Source organism: Microbacterium sp. SORGH_AS_1204 (assembly GCF_030818935.1).
Classification (GTDB): domain Bacteria; phylum Actinomycetota; class Actinomycetes; order Actinomycetales; family Microbacteriaceae; genus Microbacterium.
Genome location: NZ_JAUTBD010000001.1, coordinates 967,058 through 990,051, shown reverse-complemented (window position 1 = coordinate 990,051; position 22,994 = coordinate 967,058). Strand labels below are relative to the sequence as shown.

Annotated in this window: 14 protein-coding genes and 1 pseudogene; 2 read left to right on the top strand and 13 right to left on the bottom strand. The window is 70.6% G+C overall.

Annotated elements, in window-relative coordinates; translation table 11 throughout:
* The first annotated feature begins 134 nt into the window (after positions 1-134).
* Positions 135-914 carry an HAD-IIB family hydrolase gene (locus tag QE410_RS04565; RefSeq protein WP_307328483.1) on the top strand — a complete coding sequence of 260 codons (780 nt, stop codon included), beginning with the start codon at positions 135-137 and terminating at the stop codon, positions 912-914.
* 61 nt (positions 915-975) lie between these two features.
* Here the strand turns inward: QE410_RS04565 and QE410_RS04560 are convergent, their stop codons facing one another.
* The 7 genes and pseudogenes from QE410_RS04560 to QE410_RS04530 all read right to left on the bottom strand — a co-directional run bounded on the left by QE410_RS04560 (position 976) and on the right by QE410_RS04530 (position 8,590).
* Positions 976-1,797 carry a siderophore-interacting protein gene (locus QE410_RS04560; protein ID WP_307328479.1) on the bottom strand — a complete coding sequence of 274 codons (822 nt, stop codon included), beginning with the start codon at positions 1,795-1,797 and terminating at the stop codon, positions 976-978.
* A 9-nt stretch (positions 1,798-1,806) separates the two neighbouring features.
* Positions 1,807-2,547, bottom strand: coding sequence for a FadR/GntR family transcriptional regulator (locus tag QE410_RS04555; protein WP_307328476.1), 741 nt, complete (start codon positions 2,545-2,547; stop codon positions 1,807-1,809).
* Between the two features lie 64 nt (positions 2,548-2,611).
* Complete coding sequence (gene galE, locus QE410_RS04550; RefSeq protein ID WP_307328472.1) at positions 2,612-3,640, bottom strand: UDP-glucose 4-epimerase GalE; 1,029 nt, start codon at positions 3,638-3,640, stop codon at positions 2,612-2,614.
* 166 nt (positions 3,641-3,806) lie between these two features.
* Positions 3,807-4,412 carry a thymidine kinase gene (locus QE410_RS04545; protein ID WP_307328469.1) on the bottom strand — a complete coding sequence of 202 codons (606 nt, stop codon included), beginning with the start codon at positions 4,410-4,412 and terminating at the stop codon, positions 3,807-3,809.
* A gap of 7 nt (positions 4,413-4,419) precedes the next feature.
* A complete protein-coding gene (locus QE410_RS04540; protein WP_307328466.1) occupies positions 4,420-5,892 on the bottom strand; it encodes a malate:quinone oxidoreductase in 1,473 nt (490 codons plus the stop codon).
* Positions 5,893-5,994: 102 nt separating this feature from the next.
* A complete protein-coding gene (locus tag QE410_RS04535) occupies positions 5,995-7,065 on the bottom strand; it encodes an aspartate-semialdehyde dehydrogenase (protein ID WP_307328463.1) in 1,071 nt (356 codons plus the stop codon).
* A gap of 237 nt (positions 7,066-7,302) precedes the next feature.
* Positions 7,303-8,590: pseudogene (locus tag QE410_RS04530) on the bottom strand (aspartate kinase).
* A gap of 185 nt (positions 8,591-8,775) precedes the next feature.
* Here QE410_RS04530 and QE410_RS04525 point away from each other — a divergent pair.
* The gene (locus QE410_RS04525; RefSeq protein ID WP_307328460.1) at positions 8,776-10,176 is read left to right on the top strand and encodes a threonine/serine exporter ThrE family protein; all 1,401 of its coding nucleotides are present in this window, start codon (positions 8,776-8,778) and stop codon (positions 10,174-10,176) included.
* Positions 10,177-10,803: 627 nt separating this feature from the next.
* Here the strand turns inward: QE410_RS04525 and QE410_RS17090 are convergent.
* From QE410_RS17090 to pta, 6 genes are all read right to left on the bottom strand, one after another.
* Positions 10,804-14,403 carry a DNA polymerase III subunit gamma and tau gene (locus tag QE410_RS17090; protein WP_373459361.1) on the bottom strand — a complete coding sequence of 1,200 codons (3,600 nt, stop codon included), beginning with the start codon at positions 14,401-14,403 and terminating at the stop codon, positions 10,804-10,806.
* A gap of 425 nt (positions 14,404-14,828) precedes the next feature.
* Positions 14,829-17,366 carry a glycoside hydrolase family 65 protein gene (locus QE410_RS04510; protein WP_307328458.1) on the bottom strand — a complete coding sequence of 846 codons (2,538 nt, stop codon included), beginning with the start codon at positions 17,364-17,366 and terminating at the stop codon, positions 14,829-14,831.
* Positions 17,367-17,484: 118 nt separating this feature from the next.
* Positions 17,485-18,219: an HAD family phosphatase gene (locus QE410_RS04505; protein ID WP_307328456.1), complete on the bottom strand. Its 735-nt coding sequence runs from the start codon at positions 18,217-18,219 to the stop codon at positions 17,485-17,487.
* 100 nt (positions 18,220-18,319) lie between these two features.
* The gene (locus QE410_RS04500) at positions 18,320-19,444 is read right to left on the bottom strand and encodes a glycosyltransferase family 2 protein (RefSeq protein WP_307328453.1); all 1,125 of its coding nucleotides are present in this window, start codon (positions 19,442-19,444) and stop codon (positions 18,320-18,322) included.
* An 87-nt stretch (positions 19,445-19,531) separates the two neighbouring features.
* Complete coding sequence (locus tag QE410_RS04495) at positions 19,532-20,761, bottom strand: acetate/propionate family kinase (protein WP_307328451.1); 1,230 nt, start codon at positions 20,759-20,761, stop codon at positions 19,532-19,534.
* A complete protein-coding gene (gene pta, locus QE410_RS04490) occupies positions 20,758-22,935 on the bottom strand; it encodes a phosphate acetyltransferase (RefSeq protein WP_307328449.1) in 2,178 nt (725 codons plus the stop codon). The genes QE410_RS04495 and pta overlap by 4 nt, the downstream gene beginning before the upstream one ends.
* Positions 22,936-22,994: the final 59 nt, after the last annotated feature.

Here is a 22,994-nt window from a genome sequence, read left to right as displayed (position 1 = left end):
CACCGCAGTGAACGCACTCCGGCGAACACGCGCAACGCGCCCCCGTAGAATCGTCGTGGGCCGTCAGCGGCCCGCGCCGTGCACGCCCCGACGGGGGATGATCGCACCACGAACCCGAGACCTCCAGGAGCACCGTGTCCGACGCCTCGCCCCGCCTCGTCGCCTTCGACCTCGACGACACCCTCGCACCGTCGAAGTCGGCCATCGACCCCCGCATCGGTGAGCTGCTGCTGGCCCTCGCAGAACGCGTCGAGGTCGCAATCATCTCGGGCGGCCAGCTGCAGCAGTTCCGCTCACAGGTGGTCGAGCGTCTTCCCGAGGCGGCGCCCGAGGTGCTCTCGCGATTCCACCTGATGCCCACGTGCGGCACGCAGTACTACCGTCTCACCCGCGACGGTGTGCAGACCGTCTACGCCCACTCCCTGACCGACGATGAGAAGCAGCGCGCCCTCACCGCCGTCCGAGAAGAAGCCGAGCGGCTGGGGCTGTGGGAAGCCGAACCGTGGGGCGACATCCTCGAGGATCGCGGCTCGCAGATCACGTTCTCCGCTCTCGGTCAGTCGGCTCCCCTCGACGCCAAGATGGCGTGGGACCCGACGGGCGAGAAGAAGAACAGCCTCCGCGAGGCCGTCGCAGCACGCATCCCGGACCTCGAGGTCCGCTCCGGCGGCTCGACCTCGGTCGACATCACCCACCGCGGCATCGACAAGGCCTACGGCATGAACAAGCTCGCCGAAGCCACGGGAATCCCGCTCGACGACATGCTCTTCGTCGGCGACCGCCTCGACCCCGACGGCAACGACTACCCCGTGCTCGCGATGGGCGTGGAGTGCCAGGCCGTCCACGGCTGGGAAGACACCGCGACGTTCCTCGAGAAGCTGCTGCCGACCCTGCCGGAGCGTACCGAGGCCTGAGCACACCCCCTGCCGGCGCCCGTCGAGCTCGATCCGGGAGATCCAGGCGCCGGGCGGGGTCTCAGAGGATCTGCCCGATCGGCTCGCGCTTCTCGGCCTGGAAGCGGTCCTCCGTGCGACCGTACGCCCAGTAACCCGACAGCGAGACCTGGTCCCGCTGCAATCCCCATCGCGTGAAGACGATGTCGCGCAGCGCCTTCATGCTCTCGCGCTCCCCGTGCGCGAACACCTGCCCTCGACCCTCGAGCGGATGCCACGCGGCCACCGCGTCGGCCAACACCGCGGTCGCCCCGGCCTCTGCGACGCCTCGATGAACCCACACGATGTCGACCCCCGCCGGAGCGGTGAGTTCGAGCTGCTCGTCGGCGTTCTGCACCTCGAGGAACGCCGCACCGGTGGCATCCGGCGCCAGAGCCTCGAGCGCGGCGGCGATGGCCGGGATCGCCGACTCGTCGCCGATGAGCAGGTGCCAGGCGGCCGACGGGTCGGGAGCGTATGCTCCTCCCGGTGACGACACGACGAGCCGGTCCCCCACCTGCGCACGTGCGGCCCAGGGGCCCGCGAGACCCTCGTCGCCGTGCACGACGAAGTCGATCGTGAGCACATCGCCGTCCACCGCTCGCACCGTATACGTGCGGGTCACGGGGAGGTCGGCGGGGCGAAGCGTCTCGCGTAGCGCGGCGAGGTCGTACGGCGGCTCGAGCCCGAGCTCGGCTTTCGCGAACGTGATCTTGACGTACTTGTCGGTGTGGGGGCTGTCGCGGAAGGCGGAGAGGTCTTCCCCGCGCGCGCGGATGCGCACGAGGTGCGGGCTCAGCTGCTCGGTCGAAACGACGTGCAGAACGTGCTGGGGCCGCGGCGGGCGCACGGGTCGATCGGTCACGGATGCTCCTCAGACGGTGGGGCCGGCGTCGGGGACCGCATCCATCGAACGCAGTGCCTCCGCCACCTCGGTGTAGTAGTCGGTGATGTGAGCGCGGACGGCCTCGCGGGCCTCGTCGACCTCGCCCCGTGACACCGCATCGACGATATGCCGATGCTCGCGCCGCAATCGCTCGGCGACGCGTGGCCACGCGTCGAGGCGGGCGGCGCCCGCACTCGTATAGCTCTCGATGGAATTGCGCAGACCCGCCATCATCGCCGAGATCACGACGTTGCCCGACACCTCGGCGAGTGCCTGGTGGAAGCGCGCGTCGAGAGCGAGGAATTCTTCGGGGGTGAGGTCGGCGGCATCCATCGCCGCGAGGATGTCGTGGATGCCGGCGAGATCGGCGTCGGACTGCGCGAGACGCTCGGCGACATCGCACTCCAGCACGATGCGGGTGCGGACGACATCGACCAACGGGAACCCGTTGGCCGCCACCTGCAGGCGCAGGAAAGCGGCGAGACCGCCGCGGGGCGTGGTGACGATCATCGCTCCCGCCGACGGCCCGGAGCCGGTCGCCGTGCGCACGACTCCCAGCACCTCGAGAACGCGGATCGCCTCCCGCACGCTGGACCGGCCGACGCCCAGCTGAGCGGCCAGCTCACGCTCGGGCGTCAGGCGGTCGCCCGGAGCAAGGCGTCCGTCGCGCAGGTCGCTCTCGATGCGCTCGAGAACGATCTGCCAGGCCCGTGGTGCGGTGTCGGCCATGTATCCCCCCTTCGCAACCGGACGGGGCGATGCGGCCAGGCCCCACCACCCTGCGCGTCGATGGTCAGGCGTCGGCTGCGGTGGCGTAACCGGCGGGGTTGGTGGTCTGCCAGTTCCAGTAGTCGCGGCACGCGTCGTCGATGGTGAGCCGCGTGCGCCATCCGAGCACCTCCCCCGCCTTCGCGGGGTCGCAATACGTTGCGGCGACGTCACCCGGACGACGGTCGAGGATCTTCTTGGGCAGCTCGTGACCGACGGCCTTCTCGAACGACGCCACCAGCTCGAGCACGCTGACCGGGCGTCCCGTGCCGAGGTTGAACACCTGGTGCCCGGGCTGCGCCTGTTCGAGCGCCGCCACGTGCCCCTCGGCGAGGTCGACGACGTGGATGTAGTCGCGCAATCCCGTGCCGTCGGGGGTGTCGTAGTCGGCGCCGAAGACGCCGATCTCATCGAGTGTGCCGATGGCGACGCGCGAGACGTAGGGCATGAGGTTGTTCGGGATGCCGGCGGGGTCTTCGCCGATGAGGCCCGAGGGGTGTGCACCCACCGGGTTGAAGTAGCGCAGCACCGTGACGTTGAGGCCGGGGTTCACACGGGCGACGTCGGCCAGCACGACCTCGTTCATGCGCTTGGACTTGCTGTAGGCGTTCGAGAGGTCGACGCTCGTGGTCGATTCTTCGGTGAAGGGCAGGTCGGCCGGGTCGGAGTAGACCGTGCCGGTGCTGGAGAACACGAACGAGCGGATGCCGCGGTCGATGCCGACCCGCAGGAGCGCGAACGTGGTGTCGAGGTTGTTGGAGTAGTAGGCCAGCGGCTTCTGCGTCGACTCGCCCACCGCCTTGAACGCGGCGAGGTGGATGACCGCATCGATCGGGCCGTGCTCGTCGAAGACGCGCGCCACCACGGCGTCGTCGGCCGCGTCACCCACGACGAGCGGCGCGGGCTTGCCGGTGATCTTCTCGACGCGCTCGGCGGCGACGGCGTGAGTGCCCGAGAGGTCGTCGAGAAGGACGACGTCGTGACCGGCCTCGAGCAGAGCGACGGCCGTGTGAGTTCCGATGTAACCGGCACCGCCGGCCAGGAGTACGCGCATGATCTCAGGCTATCGGTCGCCGCCGACATCGCCGGTCGAGTCCGATCGTCGGACAGTCGGGCGCTGACTCGCGCCGAACGCACACCGGTCGGCATCCCGTGCGGACATGTGGCGCAAGTCAGTCTGTGGGCGCCCCGGGGCGAGCCCGGGGACGGCATCATGAGTCTCAGCGCCCGTCGAGCCGCCCGCCGGACTCGCGCAGGTAGCAGACCGCGCACATCGACTCGTAGGTGACCTCGCCCTGGATCTGCCCCTCGTCGATGGCGACCTGATCGCCGTCGAAGACGAAACGTCCGCCGACCAGCCGGGCATTGAAGATGGCCTTGCGTCCGCACCGGCAGATGGTCTTGAGCTCTTCGAGGCTGTGCGCGATCTCGAGCAGGCGCGCCGACCCCGGGAAGGCCTCGGTGCGGAAATCGGTGCGGATGCCGTACGCGAGGACCGGGATGCCGTCGAGCACGGCGATGCGCAGCAGGTCGTCCACCTGCGCCGGGGTGAAGAACTGCGCCTCGTCGACCAGCAGGCATGCCACGGGCGCGTGGCCCGCGGCGGCCTGGAAGACGGCGCGCAGATCGTCGTCGGCCCCGACGAGGAAGTCGACAGGCCGGGCGACGCCGAGGCGGCTCTCGATCTGATCGGCGCCCTTGGTGTCGATCTCGGGCTTCGCGAGCAGCACGCGCTGTCCTCGCTCCTCGTAGTTGTACGCCGCCTGCAGGAGGGCCGTCGACTTGCCCGAGTTCATCGCCCCGTAGCGGAAGTACAGCTTCGCCACGCGGGCCTCAGGGGTTGATCGCGAGCGCGCGTGCCGTGGCATCCAGCTCTCGACGAGCCATCTCGGGCTGCGTGTTGAGCGTCTCGCCGTAGCTGGGGATGAGCTCGCGCAGGCGCGGCTCCCACTCCCCCATGCGCTCGGGGAAGCACGTCTTGATCAGGCCGAGCATGATCGACACGGCCGTCGACGCGCCCGGCGAGGCACCGAGGAGCCCGGCGATGGAGCGATCCTCGGACGTGATCACCTCGGTGCCGAACTGCAGCACACCGCCCTTCGCCTTGTCGCGCTTCATGACCTGGGCGCGCTGACCGGCATCCAGCAGCTCCCAGTCGTCGTCCTTGGCGGTGGGCATGAAGTCGCGCAGGCTGTCGACCTTCTTGGGGTGCGTTTTGAGCAGCTCGCTCACGAGGTACTTGATCAGACCCGGGTTGTCGACGGCGACCTTGAGCATCGGGAAGATGTTGTGCAGACGCACCTGGGTGACGATGTCGAGCATCGAGCCGTTCTTGAGGAACTTGGGGCTGAAGGTCGCGAACGGTCCGAACAGCAGCGACGACTCGCCGTCGATGACGCGCGTGTCGAGGTGCGGCACCGACATGGGCGGAGCGCCCACGGACGCCTGCGAATACACCTTGGCGCGGTGCTGGGCGACGATGTCGGGGTTCGAGGTCTTCAGCCATTGGCCGCCGATGGGGAAGACGCCGTACCCCTTGATCTCGGGGATGCCCGAACGCTGCAGGAGCTTGAGAGCCCATCCGCCGGCGCCGACGAAGACGAACTTCGCGTTGATCGAGCCGGGGGTGCCGCCGATGACGTGGCGGTACGAGACCTCCCAGGTTCCGTCCTTCTTCTTCTTCAGCTTCTTGACGTCGTGATTGGTCGCGACATCGACGCCCTTCTCGCGCAGGTTGGAGAACAGCTGACGGGTCAACGAACCGAAGTCCACGTCGGTGCCGGCGGGAACACGTGTGGCGGCGAAGGGCTCGCCCTTGCGTCGCTTCTGCATGAGCAACGGCGCCCACTGGTTGATGACACGGGAGTCCTCGCTGTACTCGATCCCCGCGAACAGCGGCTGCTGCCGCAGGATCTCGTAGCGCTTGCGGAGGAAGGCCACGTCTTTCTCGCCGCGCACGAATGTCATGTGGGGGGTGGCGTTGATGAACGTCGACGGCTCGTCGAGCACCCCCTCGGCTACGAGCGAGGCCCAGAGCTGGCGGCTCTGCTGGAACTGCTCGTTGATCGTCACCGCCTTCGCGGGATCGATCGAGCCGTCTTTCGCCTCGGGCGTGTAGTTCAGCTCGCAGAGAGCGGCGTGACCGGTGCCGGCGTTGTTCCAGGCGTTCGAGCTCTCCTGCGCGACATCGCTCAGGCGTTCCAGCACGGCGATCTTGAGATCGGGCTGCAGGTCCTTCAGCAGAGTGCCGAGCGTGGCGGACATGATGCCGCCACCGATGAGGAGAACATCGACGTTTTCAGTCACCCGACGATTCTAGGTGCGAGCCGTGAGGTGTCTCGACATCAAGAGATCTGTCCCTTCGATGTCGAGACAACCCCGGCCCGACGGCATCCGGATGCCGTGTGCTCAGACGCGCGCGGAGAGCTTCTGCGCGACGATCTCGGCGATCTGCACGGCGTTCAGCGCTGCCCCCTTGCGCAGGTTGTCGTTGCTGATGAACAGCACGAGACCCTTGCCCTCGGGAGCGGACTGGTCGGCGCGGATGCGGCCCACGTAGCTGGGATCGGTGCCGGCGGCCTGAAGAGGCGTGGGCACCTCTTCGAGGCGCACGCCGGGGGCGTCGGCGAGGAGCTCGCGCGCCCGCTCGGGCGTGATGTCGCGGGCGAACTCGGCGTTGATGCTGAGCGAGTGGCCCGTGAAGACGGGAACGCGCACGCATGTGCCCGCGACGCGCAGGTCGGGCAGCTCGAGGATCTTGCGGCTCTCGTTGCGGAGCTTCTTCTCTTCGTCGGTCTCGTTCAAGCCGTCGTCGACGAGGTTGCCGGCGAACGGGATGACGTCGAAGGCGATGGGGGCGACGTACTTCTCGGGGCTCGGGAAGTCGAGCGCGGAGCCGTTGCGCACGAGTCGCTCGACATCGCCCTGCGCGAGCACGCCCTCGACCTGTCCGAGCAGCTCCTGCGCCCCCGCGAGACCCGAGCCGGAGACGGCCTGATAGGTGCTGACGATGAGGCGTTCGAGTCCGGCCTCGGCGTCGAGCACCTTCAGCACGGGCATGGCCGCCATGGTGGTGCAGTTGGGGTTGGCGACGATGCCCTTGACGGCCTGGTCGATCGCGTGCGGGTTGACCTCGCTGACGACGAGGGGAACCTCGGCATCCATACGCCAGGCGCTGGAGTTGTCGATCACGAGCGCGCCGGCCTCGGCGAAGCGCGGGGCGTGCGCGCGGCTGCCCGTGGCGCCGGCCGAGAAGAGAGCGACCTCCACGCCGGCGGGGTCGGCCGTGGCGACGTCCTCCACAACCACGGAGTGACCGGCGAAGTCGACGGAGGTGCCGGCGGAGCGCGCCGTGGCGAACAGGCGCAGCTCGCGAATCGGGAACGACCGCTCGGCGAGGATCTCGAGCATGACGGTGCCGACCTGGCCGGTGGCGCCGACGACGGCGAGGGAGATTCCGGAATCGGAGATGCGGGTCATGCGAGGTACCTCGGGTGTAGGGGTGGTGGATGCCGCGACGGCGGCGTTCGGGTCAGGGTAGCGCGTGTCGCCGCGGGGCGACGACCGGTGCGACGCACCGGAGGAGAACTGTCGCTCGGCGACCGCAGGTCGGCAGGAATCCGCCGACCGGTCGGCGGCCCCGCGACCGGAACTCCTGCGTCATGTCGGGCGGAGCGGGCACGGAGGGATGCCGCGGGGCGGCGAGGAGAGGTCTCGTCAGCGTCCGGTGCCGGCGTGGACGATGGCTTCGATGTCGCTGTCGAGACCGTACGCGGTGTGCACCAGACGGGCGGCCTCGGCGAGGTCGACACCGCGCACGACGACGGAGATGCGGATCTCCGAGGTCGAGATCATCTCAATGTTGACCCCCGCCATGCTGAGCGCTTCGAAAAGCGTCGCCGAGACACCCGAGTGCGTGCGCATGCCGGCACCGACGACCGACAGCTTGCCGATCTGGTCGTCGTGCACGAGGCTCTCGAAACCCACATCGGACTGCTCGCCGGCGAGCGCTTTGAGCGCCGTCGTGGCGTCGGTCTTCGGGAGCGTGAACGAGATGTCGGTGCGGCCGGTGGCGGCGGCCGAGACGTTCTGCACGATCATGTCGACGTTGGCGCCGGACTTCGCGACGATCTTGAAGATGTCGGCGGCCTTGCCGGGGACGTCGGGAACGCCGATGACGGTGATCTTCGCCTGGCTGAGGTCGGTGGCGACGCCGGCGACGATGGGCTCTTCCATGGTGTCTCCCTCGGGGACGAGCGGTGAAGTCTTGGAGGCGTCGAGCACCCAGGTGCCCTCGCCCGAGCTGAAGGTGGAGCGCGCGTGGATGAGCACCCCGTGACGACGGGCGTACTCGACCGCGCGGATGTACAGCACCTTCGCGCCGTTGGCGGCGAGCTCGAGCATCTCTTCGCTGCCGACGCGGTTGAGCTTTCGGGCGAGGGGGACCACGCGCGGGTCGGCGGGTGAAGATGCCGTCGACGTCGCTGTAGATCTCGCAGACGTCGGCCTTCAGCGCCGCGGCGAGCGCGACGGCGGTGGTGTCGGAGCCGCCGCGGCCGAGGGTGGTGATGTCGCGGGTGTCGCGGTTGAAGCCCTGGAAGCCGGCGACGATGACGATCGCCCCCTCGTCGAGGGCTTCGCGCAGTCGCACGGGCGTGACGTCGACGATGCGGGCGGCGCCGTGCGTGGCATCCGTGATCATGCCCGCCTGGCTGCCGGTGAAGGAGCGCGCCTCGAAACCCATCGAGTGGATGGCCATCGCCAGCAGCGCCATCGAGATGCGCTCACCGCTGGAGAGCAGCATGTCGAGTTCGCGCGGCGCGGGGATGGGGGCCACCTGCCCCGCGAGGTCGAGCAGCTCGTCGGTGGTGTCGCCCATGGCGCTGACCGCGACGACCACCTCGTGGCCGGCGCGACGCGTGTCGACGATCCGCTTGGCGACGCGCTTGATGCTCTCGGCGTCGGCGACGGACGAGCCGCCGTACTTCTGGACGATCAGAGCCATGAGGAGAACTCCCGGAGGGGGTCGTGCGTCGCCGATGCCACGACGCCGGCGCTGGTGCCGCGCCCAAGGGATCATCTTAGATGCGCGCTCATACCGCGTCCGCCATGCGCATCGGCGTCCAGCGGACGCACCGTCCTCCGCAGCTAGGATCGACGGGTTCCACCCCCTCCCCCTGGAGCGATCGCATGCCGCTCACCCCCGTCCACTGGCTCTCTTCGCTGCGGCGCCTGACGCATTCCGCCGACGACGCGGCATCCCTCGACACGACCCTGCTGCCGGTCATCGATGAGGCGTTGGCCACGCGGATCCTCGACCTCGCCATCCGCATCGGCGAGACGATGCTGGTCGTCGGCGCCCCGGCCAACGAGGTGACCCTGACCATCGTGCGGGTGTGCGGCGCCTACGGGCTGGATCCCGTGCACGTCGACGTGACCTACAACTCCATCACGATCGCGCACAGCCGCCCCGGGGCGAACCACCCCACGACGCTACTGCGCGTGGTGCGGGGGTCGGTGCCCGATCACGCGAAGCTGCAGCGGCTGCAGGCCCTGGTCGTCGACATCACCGACGGCCTCGCGCTCGACGATGCCGTCGCGCGCTGCCGCGCCATCCGTCGTCTGCCGTTCCGCTATCGCCCCGCGATCGTCGTCGCCTCGCAGGCGTCGCTCGCGGCGGGCGTGGCGATCATGTTCGGAGCCAACTGGCTGGCGCTCGTGCTGTCGTTCGTCGCGGCCGCCCTCGCCGCGACGACCCAGCACGTGATGGCCCGCGCACACGTCCCGTACTTCTTCGCGCAGATCGCGGGCGGGTTCGTCCTGACCGTCGTCGCCGCCCTCTCCCCCCTGCTGCGCTACACCGGCCTCGACGCCGCCGCCGACGTCCGGCCGTCGGTGATCGTGGCATCCGGGATCGTGCTCATGCTCGCCGGACTCACCGTGGTCGGCGCCGCCCAGGACGCCATCGACGGGTTCGCGCTCACCGCGACCGGACGCATCCTCGAGCTCACGACCCAGACCCTCGGTGTGGTGCTCGGGATCCTCGCGGGCCTGGAGACCGTGCGCGTGATCGGCCTGGGTATGTCTCCGCCCTCGAACGCCCTGCCGCTGGGGCCGCTCACCGTGCAGTTCGTCGGCGCCGCGGTCATCGCGATCGCGGTCGCGGTCTACAACGGCGCGGGCGCGCGCATCGTCGTGGTCAGCGCCGCACTGAGTCTGGTCGCGTGGGCGGGCTACGTCGGGGCGAGCACGCTGGGCTTCGAGGTGGCCGCCGCGAGCGGCGTGGGGGCATTCATCGGCAGCTTCGTCGGCATCGTCGTGGCCTACCGCCTGCACGTACCGTCGGTCGCCATCACGACGGCCGCCATCCTGCCACTCGTGCCCGGTGCGGCGGTGTTCCGCGGGCTGCTGGGTGTGGTGGAGTCGGGCGACGACGCCGCCGTGCTCATGACGGGCGTCACGACCCTGGCCGGTGCCGCGACGATCGGCATCGCCCTCGCCGTCGGCGCTTCGCTCGGCATCTACGTCGGCCAGCCCGTGCGCGCGACGCTGTCGAGCGTCACGCGGGTGCGGGCGCGGGCGCGCGGGTAGCGGGCGCGGGAGCGGGTGCGGGCCCGCGGGTGGCGGGGGCGGGCGCGCGGGTGGCGGGTGCGGGCGCGCGGGCACGCGGGCAACGGGTGCGGGCCCGCGGGTAGCGGGCGCGGGCGCGGGTGCGCGGGTGGCGGGCGCGGGTGCGCGGGTGCGGGTGCGCGGGTAGCGGGCGCGGGCCGCGGGTGGCGAGCGCGGGTAGCGGCCGGGGGTCGGTTCACGTCGAGGGGTATTCGACGACGGGGCGGCGACGACCCGGGGCCGGGCGTGCACAACGGCAGGACACGTCGGCGACACGCCGACACCGGATCAGCCGAGACGGCGCGTCGGCGACGACATCCGCCGTTGTGCACGGATACGGACAGGCGCGCCCCGGCGTGCACAACGGCAGGACACGTCAGCGACACGCCGACACCGGATCATACGAGACGGCGCGTCAGCGACGACATCCGCCGTTGTGCACGGATGCGGACAGACGCGCCCCGGCGTGCACAACGGCAGGACACGTCGGCGACACGCCGACACCGGGTCATCCGAGACGGCGCGTCGGCGACGACATCCGCCGTTGTGCACGAGGGCGCGTGCAGAGAGTCGTGCACAACGAGCTGCGTGCGCCGCTGGGGGCGTCGGTCAGAGCGTGCGACGCCCCTCGAAGGCACGGCCGAGGGTGACCTCGTCGGCGTATTCGAGGTCGCCGCCGACGGGGAGACCGGATGCCAGGCGGGTCACGCGGATCTCGAGGGTGTGCAGCAGCCGACTGAGGTAGGTGGCCGTCGCCTCCCCCTCGAGGTTCGGGTTCGTCGCGAGGATCACCTCTTGCACCGTGCCGTCGGCGAGGCGCTGCATGAGTTGCGTCACGCGCAGGTCGTCGGGGCCGATTCCGGCGATCGGGCTGATCGCACCGCCGAGTACGTGGTACAGCCCGCGGAATTCGCGCGTGCGCTCGATGGCCGCGACGTCTTTCGCGTCTTCGACGACGCAGATGAGCGCGGGGTTGCGTCGCGGATCACGGCAGATCGAGCAGCGCTCCTGCTCGGACACGTTGCCGCAGATCTCGCAGAACTTGACCTTGTCGCGGATCTCGCCGAGCAGCGTCGACAGGCGCGATACGTCGAACGAGGGCGACTGCAGGATGTGGAAGGCGATGCGTTGCGCGGACTTCGGACCGATGCCGGGGAGGCGCCCGAACTCGTCGATCAGGTCTTGGACGATGCCGTCGTACATCAGCTGAACCTCGTGGGGGGCTCGTGGGGCTCGTCGCGCACGTACGTGGCGCCGAGCATCTGGCGGACGACCGCCTCGCCGTAACGCTGGACGCCGCCGCTGAGGGGAGCCATGCGCGGCACGACGACCGGGGGCAGGGGGGCTTCGACGTGCGTCGGCCGGCGGGATGACGTCATCATCGTCGACCTCGTCGGGCGCGGGGACCGATGCCGTGACCTCGCGCGGGGGCAGGACGACGCCGGGGTGCACCGCGAATGTTCCAGGGGCGGGGGACGCTTCGTCGGGCTCGTCGTCGACGGCCAAGGCCGTGGTCGTGACCGCCGGCGAGACGGCCCCGTGCGCGGCGCCCCCCGGCGCGGCGGCCGTGGCCGTCGCGCTCGGGAGCCCCTCGGCGGACGGGATCGGCGCGACAGCCCACTCGGTGACCGACGTCGTGTATGGCGCGGATGAGCGCGGACCGCTCGTCGGGCCGGTGCGCATCGCCGGGCGAGCACCGGACCCGGCCGGCGGCGAGGACGGGCCGCGCGGCGGCGCCGCGGGGCCGGGACCTCCGGGAGCGTCGCCCTCGAGACGCGCGAGGTATTTCACACGGACGCCGAGCACGGTTCGGATGGCCTGACGCAGATCCTCGCTCGGGCCGCCGTCGGCGGTGCGCGTCTTGAAGGCGTTCAGGTCTCCCGTGGTGCGGAACGACAGGGTGAGCACCTCGTCGTCGAACGCGCGCACGGTGGCGGTCGACACGACGAGCCACGACGGCCGGCTGGCCACCTCGAGCTGAGCGAGCACCTCCGGCCACGCGTCGCGCACGTGGCCGAGCTCGATCGGACCGACCGGTGTGACGGGCGGGGTCGGGGCGGGGGGTTCGAGCGGCGAGGCGGTATCGGTGGGCGCGGCGGAGCCGTCGGTCGCGCGCAGCACGTCGGCGGCGCCATCGGACGCCGAAGGACGACCGACGTCGCCCGACGCACCGGCCGCGGCGGTCGTCGACGTCGGAGTGTCGGAGGCAGACGCGGTGTCGAGGGTCGGCGCGGAGTCGGGGGTCGGCGCGGTGTCGAACGGGTGCGCGTCGGAGTCGGTCGCAGCCGGCGCCGTCCGAACGGGGCGCGATGGTTCGGTCGATGAAGCCGGAGCGACCGGGTTCTGCGCTGCGCGCACAGCGCTCGTCATCACCGGCTCGTCGTCGAACGGCGGTGGCGCATCGTCGTCGGTGAACGGCGGTGGTGCGTCGTCGTCGCTGTACGGTCCGGAAGCGTCAGCCGCATTCGCGAGCGAGGCGCGCGCGTCGGATACCGTCGGTGAAGCCGGGGCGACGGGAGCCGCGACAACCGGCGACGCGGTGCCCGGCGGCGGCGAGGACGGCTGCGCGACACCGGGCGACGTCGCGCGGGGGGTCTCCCCTTCCGCGGGTGACGCGACAGCCGGAGCCGCAACGTCCGGTGCGGCGACACCCGGCGAGGCGACCGCGGGTGAAGCGACAGCCGGAGCCGCAACGTTCGGTGCGGCGACATCCGGTGCGGCGACCGCCGGCGAGGCGACAGCCGGAGCCTCTGTGCCCGGCGACGCGACCGCAGGCGACGCAACACCCGGCGAGGCCACACGCGACGGGGCGGCGCCAGGCGACGCGACAGTCGGAGCCACTCCGCCCGGCGACGCGACCGCAGGCGACACGACACCAGGCGACGCAACACCCGGCGAGGCAACACCCGGCGAGGCAACACCCGGCGAGGCGACAGCCGGAGCCGCAATACGCGACGGGGTGACGCCCGGCGCGGCGACGCGGGGCGCGGCGGAGGCGGCGTGCGCTCCCCCCGGCGCGGCGATGTCGGCGGCGGGCGACGCCGGGCGTCCCGTCGCGGGTGCGAGCTGCGGCGCGCCGGACGACGCGTCGCGCGATGCCTCGAGGTCATGGGCGGTGGCGGGCGAGGTGCCCTGCGACACCCCCGCGTGGGTGAGCACGCGCGCCACGAGCAGCTCCAGCTGCAGGCGGGGCGAGGTCGCACCCGTCATCTCGTCGAGGGCGGCCACAACGAGATCGGCCGTGCGCGAGAGGCGGTGCACGCCGAAGGCGGTCGCCTGGCGCGCCATGCGCTCCAACTCGTCGTCGGGCACGCCGCGCAGCACGGCGGACGCCCCCGCGCCCGTCGCCGCCACGACGATGAGGTCGCGCAGTCGCTCGAGAAGATCGTCGACGAAGCGCCGCGGATCTTGTCCGGTCTGCACGACCCGGTCGACAGCGGCGAACGCCCCGCCGCCGTCGTTCGCGGCGAAGGCGTCGACGACCTCGTCGAGCAGCTCGGAGTGGGTGTAGCCCAACAGGGCGACAGCGCGTTCGTACCGCACGAGGACGTGCCCGGTGGCATCCGCATCGCTGCCGGCGATCAGCTGGTCGAGCAGCGAGAGCGTGTCGCGCGGCGAGCCGCCACCGGCACGCACCACGAGAGGCAGCACACCTGCTTCGACGCCCACGCCCTCGGTCTCGCACAGCTCTTGCACGTACTCGAGCATGGCCGCGGGCGGGACGAACCGGAACGGGTAGTGGTGGGTGCGCGAACGGATCGTGCCGAGCACCTTCTCGGGCTCGGTGGTGGCGAAGATGAACTTCACGTGCGCGGGCGGCTCTTCGACGAGCTTGAGCAGAGCGTTGAAGCCCTGCTGCGTGACCATGTGCGCCTCGTCGAGGATGAAGATCTTGAACCGATCGCGGGCCGGTGCGAAGATCGCGCGCTCACGGAGGTCGCGGGCGTCGTCGACACCGTTGTGGCTGGCCGCGTCGATCTCGACCACGTCGAGCGACCCGCCGCCGCCACGGCCCAGTTCGACGCAGCTGTCGCACGTTCCGCAGGGGGTGTCGGTGGGGCCCGCCGCGCAGTTGAGGCAGCGGGCGAGAATACGCGCCGACGTGGTCTTTCCGCAGCCGCGCGGGCCCGAGAACAGGTAGGCGTGACCCACGCGATCACTGCGCAGGGCGGTCATGAGCGGCTCGGTCACCTGCGACTGCCCGATCATCTCGCCGAACGCCTCGGGGCGGTATCGGCGGTACAGGGCTGTCGTCACCACACCAGCCTACGGCGTCCCTCCGACATCGCCTCCGTGGCCGCTTCCGCCGTGGTCCGCACCCCAGCTCCACCTCCAAGGACACCGGGTGCCGAACCTCCCCGCCACACCGTCGGTCGCGGGCACCGCCCGCCGCGGCGCGGGCACCGCCGGCCCCGGTGGTGCACCCGGCCCGTCCGCCCACCGTCACCGGAACGCGCCATGAGCCCCGAACAGGCCGAGCTCCCGTCATCCGCCCTGCCGTCGCGGCATCCCCTGTTCTCGTGACACCCGCACCCCTCCTCGGCCCGACCGCACCGGCCGCCACGCCGCACATCCCGCTGGAAACACGAACGCGGCGACGCCCTCACCCGAGGGAGCCGCCGCGTCCGCGTCGCTCAGAAGCCGCCGTCGAGACCGACCGCGATGGGGGCGTCGTCTTCGCTGACGATCGGGATCGCGGCCGTGACGATGGGGACCGACGCCGACAGCAGCGTGCCGTCCTCGCGCACGGAGCCCTCGAGCTGGCGGATCGAGGGGCGGCCCGGACGCACCGGGCCCTGCCCGTGCAGCGGCACGCGCACCGTCTCGCCGGGGGCGACGGTGTAGTCGACCCCGCGCACCGCGAACGCCACCGACGCCCCCTCACGCCCGGCACGCAGCGTCAGCGCATGGGTGTGGAGGGTGACGTCGAGGCGAGTGCCGTGCCAGTGCAGCACGTACGACAGCTCGGGCCAGTCGGCGGGCAGACGCGGGTCGAAGGTCAGCTGCCCGAAGTGGTCGCGCATGCCGCCGAAGCCGCTGACCAGCGCCGTCCAGACACCGCCGGCCGACGCCACGTGCACGCCGTCGCTGGCGTTGTGGTGCAGATCGCCGAGGTCGACGAACGCGGCCTGACGGAAGTATTCCAGCGCGAGGTCCTGGTAGCCGACCTCGGCCGCCAGGATCGACTGCACGACGGCCGACAGCGTGGAGTCACCGGTGGTCAGCGGGTCGTAGTACTCGAAGTCGGCGAGCTTCTCGGCATCCGTGAAGTGGTTGCCCTGCAGGAACAGAGCGAGCACCACGTCGGCCTGCTTCAGCACCTGGTAGCGGTAGATCACCAGCGGGTGGAAGTGCAGCAGCAACGGACGCTGATCGGGCGGGGTGTTCTCGAGGTCCCAGATCTCGCGCTCGAGGAACACGGCGTCTTGCGGGTGGATGCCGAGAGCCTCGCTGAACGGGATGTGCATGGCCTCGGCCGCCTTGTCCCAGCGCTCGGGCTCGGAGGGGTCGAGGTTCATGCGCTCGGCCATCTTCGCGTAGGCGTCGGGGTCGTTCTCGGCCAGGTCGCGCACGGTGCGGGCGGCGAAACGAAGGTTGAACCGCGCCATCACGTTGGTGAAGAGGTTGTCGTTGACGACGGTGGTGTACTCGTCGGGCCCGGTGACGCCGTGGATGTGGAACGAGTCGTGCTCGCCGTCGGAGGCGTCGTCGCTGGAGCGCCAGAAGCCCAGCGTCGACCACAGACGCGCGGTGTCGACGGCGATGTCCACGCCCTCACGGGCGAGGAACTCCTCGTCGCCGGTCGCGCGCACGTACTTCGCCAGCGCGAAGGCGACGTCTGCGTTGATGTGGTACTGCGCCGTGCCGGCGGCGTAGTAGGCCGACGCCTCTTCGCCGTTGATCGTGCGCCAGGGGAACAGCGCTCCCGCCTCGTTGAGCTGGTGCGCGCGCTTTCGGGCGGCGGGCAGCATGAGGTAGCGCATGCGCAGGGCGTTCCGCGCCCACAGCGGCGACGTGTACGCCAGGAACGGCAGCACGTACACCTCGGTGTCCCAGAAGTAGTGCCCGCTGTAGCCCGAGCCGGTCACGCCCTTGGCCGGGACGCCCTGACCGTCGGCGCGGGCCGCCGCCTGCGCGAGCTGGAACAGGCACCAACGGGTGGCCTGCTGCAGGTCGCCGTGCCCGCCGATGCGTACGTCGGAACGGTCCCAGAAGTCGGCGTACCAGGCGATCTGCTGAGAGAACAGCGCATCGATGCCCATCTCGACGGCGCGGTCGAGCGTGCGGCGGCACCGGTCGAGCAGTTCGCCGGTGGGGACGCCGCGCGACGTGTGGTAGCTGACGAGCTTGGTGATCGTGGTGGGGACCCCCGCGCGGGCGTGCACGCGGTAGACGTTCTTGGCGATGTCGGGCTCGATGAGCCGCCGCGCGGTGTACTCGTTCTGCGTGTCGACGAGGTGGTCGGCGATGACGGCGAGCGTCATGTTCGACTCGCTGACCTCGTAGCTGAGGGCCGAGCGCTCGCCGTCCTGCCAGTACTCGCGCGGCTGCAGCACGCGGTCGCTGAGCTTCTCGGTCTTGCGGGGGTCGAAGCCGGCCTTGGTGGATGCCATCGGCGACCCGCCGTAGATGCCTTCGCCGTCCTGACGGTTGAGCAGCTGGCTGCTGACGGTGACGGGCGCGTCGGCGTCGAGCACGGTCACGGTCAGGCGGAGGACGGCGAGGTGCTTCTCGTCGAACGAGACGAAGCGTTCGTCTTCGATGCGAACGCGCTTGCCCGAGGGGGTGACCCACAGGAGGCTGCGACGCAGGATCCCCTGGCGCATGTCGAGGACCCGCTCGTACTCGCGCACGTCGGCCACGTCGAGCGACAGCGGCTCGTCGTCGACGTAGACGCGCATGACCTTGGCATCCGGTGCGTTGATGATCGTCTGCCCGACCTCGGCGAAGCCGTAGGCCTGCTCGGCGTGACGGATCGGGAACGTCTCGTGGAAACCGTTGATGTAGGTGCCCTGCTCGAGGGCGAACCGGCCCTCGATGGAATTGCCCCGCAGGCCCAGGTAGCCGTTGCCGACGGCGAAGAGGGTCTCGGTCACCCCCACGTCGTCGAGCGAGAACTGGGTCTCGACGAGGCGCCACTCGTCGACGGGGAAACGATCGCGATCGATCATCGGGGGTGCCTTCCGGTGGCAGGTTCGGGTGCCGCGAAACGGCGGCCGGCCGTTCGCGGGTGGTGCTCGGGTTCGCCGCTCGGGAACGGCGAGAGGGGTGTCGCTTGCAGGCGATGGCTCAGTCTACGAACGCCGAGAGGTCGTCGACGACCACGTTGGCTCCGGCGGCGCGCAGATCGTCGGCTCCAACCCCGCGGTCGACGCCGACGACGACGCCGTAGCCGGCGGCGACGGCCGACTGCACCCCGCTGAGTGCGTCTTCGACGGCGACCGACCGCGCGGGGTCGACGCCGAGCAGGCGCGCGGCCTCGGCGAAGACGTCGGGAGCGGGCTTGGATGCCAGGTGGTCGCGCTCGGCGACGACGCCGTCCATCACGACCGGGAAGCGATCACGGATGCCGGCGGCCTCGAGCACCTCGACGGCGTTCTTCGAGCTCGACACGACGGCGATGGGGGTTCCGGCGGCCTGAAGCACGTCGAGCAGCGCGATCGAGCCCGGGTAGGGCCGGATGCCCTCGCTGCGCAGGATGCGCGAGAAGACCTCGTTCTTGCGATTGCCGACGCCGCACACCGTGTCTTCGGACGGGTCGTCGGCGGGGTCGCCCCACGGCACCTCGACGTCACGACTGCGCAGCAGGCTCGCGACGCCGTCGTAGCGCTTCTTGCCATCGACGTACTCGAAGTAGTCGCCATCGGTGTACGGCGGCTCGATCTTCCACGCCGCGAACAGTTCGTCGAACATGGTCTTCCACGCGCGCATGTGCACCTCGGCGGTCGGGGTGAGCACCCCGTCGAGGTCGAACAGCACGCCCTGGAACGAGGTGAGGTCGGTCAGGGCGGGGGTGTCGGTCACGGCGGGCTCCAGATCGCAGGGCGGGGCGTGCTGACGCGACGCCGCATCACGCTTCCAGCGTAGTGGCTGGTGGCCCTCCACCACCTCTCCGGAGAGCGCCTCAGGGAGCGGCTGATTCGTTGAATTCGCCGTGCTGCCACGCCCGCGGACGCACCAGTGTCCGTGCCCGGGCGCGCCCGCCGGGGCCGAAGACGATGTCGAAACTGTGATCAGCGAACCGTCGGAACAGCGCGGGCACCTCGCGGAGGCCGATCGAGCGAAGTACCGCGGCATCCATCACCAGACGCGTCCACGCCCGACGTCGCGAGTGGAACGAAAGCGTGACGCCGCCTTCGTGCTCACGGTAGCGCGCGAGCGGTTCCGGACCGACGAACCACACCCGCTCGCGACGCACCCCTCGCCACGCGAGCCAGTAGTCGGTGTGAACCTCGGTGGAGGCCGGCAACGCCCCGATGACGTCACGCCGGATGAGCGCACACACCCCTGCCGGGACAAGACCGTGACGGAGGTGCCGTCGGCGCGGGTCGGCGACAGGGCCGGCGGTCAGGTCGGCGCGTCCGGTCGAACGCGACCACCGCTGCGCCGCGTGCGGCCGGACGACGCCCTGCGAGTCGATGACGGTGTGATCGCCGAAGATGCAGTCCGCATCGACACCGTCGCGTAGCGGCGCGGTCAGACGAGAGAGGGCGTCGGACTCCAGCACGTCATCGGCGTTGATCTCCATGACGTAGCGTCCCTCGGCGACCGCGAGCCCGACGGCCACCGCGCCGCACTTGCGCGTGTTGCGCCACAGCGACACCACCCGAACATGGGGCAGCCCGGCCGAGCGCCGGCGCGCGATCGCGAGGGATCCGTCGCTCGACGCGTCATCGACGACGATCAGTTCGAAGTCCGCGAACGTCTGGGCCAGGACGGCGTCGAGCGTCTCCGCCAGATATCTCTCGCCGTTGAAGACCGGCAGGATGACCGAGACGAGGGGACGGGTCGGACGCACCGGACGCTCGGTCGGTCGCTCCTCCTCCCCTCCCACGAGCCTCCGGGCGTGTCGCACCTGACGCCTCCCCCACGCCGGGTAAACGGTGTCCGCCGCGAGAATCGCTCCAACCTCTTCGGCCGCGAGGTGAGCGGTCGTGGTCACATCCACGATCGCGACGGAGCCGTCGGCGGTCGCCCGGTGATCGATACGCGCGCGGAGCGACGCGGAGGAATGAGAGAGGAAGGGCATCCCCCGATGCTCACACGCGTCCCCGACGCCCCACGCACCACGGACGCCGCGGGAAAGAGGGTGAGATCGGTCGCGCCTGAGGGTGAATCAGGAGGTGACCGACAGCGTCTGCCGGGCGATCTCGAGCTCTTCGTCGGTGGGGACGACGAGCACGATCACGCGCGAGGCGTCGGTGGAGATGCGACGGATGCCGCGCTCGCGTCGCGCGTTACGCTCGGGATCGATCTCGACGCCGGCGAAGCCGAGGGTCGCCATGGCCTCCTCGCGCACCCGGATCGAGTTCTCCCCCACACCGGCGGTGAACGAGATGACGTCGACGCCGTCGAGCTGCGCGAGATAGGCGCCCGCGTAGGCGCGGAGGCGGTGGATGTAGACGTCGAAGGCGAGCTGGGCGGCCGGGTCGCCGGCATCCCGTCGCTCGCCGATGTCGCGCATGTCGCTGACGCCCGCAAGACCCTTCAGACCGGAGCGCTTGTTGAGCAGGGTGTCGAGGTCGGCGATCGACATGTCGGCGCGACGTGCGAGCTGGAACAGCACGGCAGGGTCGAGGTCGCCGGAGCGCGTGCCCATGACGAGGCCCTCGAGCGGGGTGAGCCCCATCGAGGTGTCGACCGAGCGCCCACCCTCGATCGCCGTGACCGACGCGCCGTTGCCGAGGTGGAAGACGATCTGCTTGAGCTCGCCGAGCGGGCGGCCGACGAACGCGGCGGCGGCCTCGCTGACGAACTTGTGGCTGGTGCCGTGGAAGCCGTAGCGGCGGATGCGGTGAGCCTCGGCGAGCTCGCGATCGATGGCGTACGTGTAGGCCTCGGGCGCGAGCGACTGGTGGAAGGCGGTGTCGAAGACGGCGACGTGCGGGACGTCGGGGAACGCCCTCTTGGCCGCCACGATGCCGGCCAGGTTCGCCGGGTTGTGAAGGGGCGCGAGCACCGACAGCTCGTCGATGTTGATCTCGACGAGCGGGGTGACGACGGTGGGCGCGAAGAAGCGTGCACCACCGTGCACGACGCGGTGCCCGACCGCCACGGGCGCGTGCTGTTCGAGAGAGGGCCCGTGGGCGGTGAAAGCCTCGAGCATGACCGCGAAACCCGCGGTGTGGTCGGGGATGTCGCGCTCGATCGTGTACGTGGCATCGGTCACGGCGGGCGCGTCGTCGCCGGGGGCGAGCGCGGCCGCCTCGACGGTGTGCGTCGCGACGCCCATGCCCTCACCGATGCGTTCCACCAGCCCCGAGGCGAGCACGCGCTCGTGCTGCATGTCGAGCAGCTGGTACTTGAACGACGACGAACCGCTGTTGACGACCAGGACCACGCTCACTTGTCGTTCCCTTCTGCGGCGGTGCCCGCGGAGGACCCGCCCTGCGCCTGGATCGCGGTGATCGCGATGGTGTTGACGATGTCGTCGACGAGCGCGCCGCGCGACAGGTCGTTGATGGGCTTGTTGAGACCCTGCAGCACGGGCCCGATGGCGACGGCGCCGGCCGAGCGCTGTACGGCCTTGTAGGTGTTGTTGCCGGTGTTGAGGTCGGGGAAGACGAACACCGTGGCGCGGCCCGCGACCTGCGACCCGGGCATCTTCGCGCGCGCCACCGCCGCGTCGGCGGCGGCGTCGTACTGGATCGGACCCTCCACGAGCAGCTCGGGCGCCCGCTCGCGCACGAGGGCGGTCGCGGTGCGCACCTTCTCGACGTCGGCACCCGTGCCGGATTCACCCGTCGAGTACGACAGCATCGCCACCCGTGGGTCGATGCCGAACTGCTCGGCGGTCGCGGCCGACGACACGGCGATGTCGGCGAGCTGCTCGCTGGTGGGGTCGGGGATGACGGCGCAGTCGCCGTAGACGAGCACGCGGTCGGCGAGCGCCATGAGGAACACGCTCGAGACGACCGAGACGCCGGGCGCGGTCTTGATGATCTCGAACGCGGGGCGAATGGTGTGCGCGGTCGTGTGCGCCGCACCGGAGACCATGCCGTCGGCCAGACCCAGGTGCACCATGAGCGTTCCGAAGTACGACACGTCGGTCACCGTGTCGGCGGCCTGGGCGTGGGTGACGCCCTTGTGCGCGCGCAGCCGGGCGTACTCGGTCGCGAACTTCTCGACGTGGACGGCGTCGAAGGGGCTGAGCACCTCGGCGTCGCGGATGTCGATGCCGAGCTCGATCGCGCGCCCGCGCACCTCGATCGGTTCGCCGAGGATCGTCAGGTCGGCGATGCCGCGTGACAGCACCGTGGCCGCCGCCCGCAGGACGCGGTCGTCGTTGCCCTCGGGCAGCACGATGCGGCGCTTGTCGGAGCGTGCCCGGTCGACGAGGCCGTACTCGAACATCAGCGGGGTGACCACGCTCGGGCGGGCGACACCCAGCTCGCGCGTGAGTTGTTCGGTGTCGACGTGCCGCTCGAACAGCGCGAGCGCGGTGTCGTAGCGGTGCTGCGAGTCGGCGGCGAGGCGGCCGCGCGTGCTCATGATGCGCACCGCGGTGTCGTAGGTGCCGAGGTCGGTGGCGATGATCGGCAGCGGCGAGCCGAGGCCGTCGATGAGCCGCACGATCGCGTCGGGCAGCTCGAAACCGCCGTTGAGGACGATGCCGGCCAGCGAGGGGAAGGTGCCGGATGCGTTGGCGAGGAGCGCCGCGAGCAGCACCTCGGAGCGGTCGGCGGGGATGACGACCACCGCGGACTCTTTCAGTCGCGGCAGCACGTTGACCATCGACATGCCGGCGACGACGACGCCGAGCACCTCGCGGGTGAGCAGCGCGGGGTCGCCCTTGATGAGCTCGCCCTCGACGGAGCGCAGGACGCCGCGCATCGACGGAGCGATGAGGAAGCGGTCTTCGGGGAGGGCCCAGACGGGCACGCTGCGCCTCTCGCCGGTACCCCCGACGACGGCGGCGGAGTCGACGACGTGACGCACGGATGCCACGACCTCGTCGAGACGCTCGGAATCGGCGCGGTTGGCGATGACGGCGAACAGGGCGGCGCGCTCGTGCTGCAGTTCGGAGATGGCGAGCGAGGCGATCTGCCCGACCTCTTGCGGCGTGCGCGCCACCGACAGGCCCAGCGTCTCGCTGTGGCCCTGCTGCGCCCGGCCGCCGAGCACGAGGAGCACGGGAGCGCCGAGGTTGGCCGCGATGCGCGCGTTGTAGGCGAGCTCGGCGGGGCTGCCCACGTCGGTGTAGTCGCTGCCGATGATGACGACGGCATCGCACTGCGCCTCGATCGCCTTGTAGCGCTCGACGATGCGAGCGAGCGCCGCATCGGCGTCGTCGCGCACGTCGTCGTAGGTGACGCCGACGCAGTCGTCGTAGGCGAGATCGACGCTGTCGTGGTCGAGCAGCATCTCGAGGACGTAGTCGCGTTCGGCGGTGGAGCGCGCGATGGGCCGGAACACCCCCGCGCGCGGCGTGACGCGACTGAGCGCGTCGAGCACGCCCAACGCGACGGAGGACTTGCCCGAATGACCTTCGGCCGACGTGATGTAGATGCTCTGCGTCACGCATTCCAGGCTAGTGGGGGCCCCCGACATCGCCGCGGGGTTGCTTCGGTGTCGAGTGA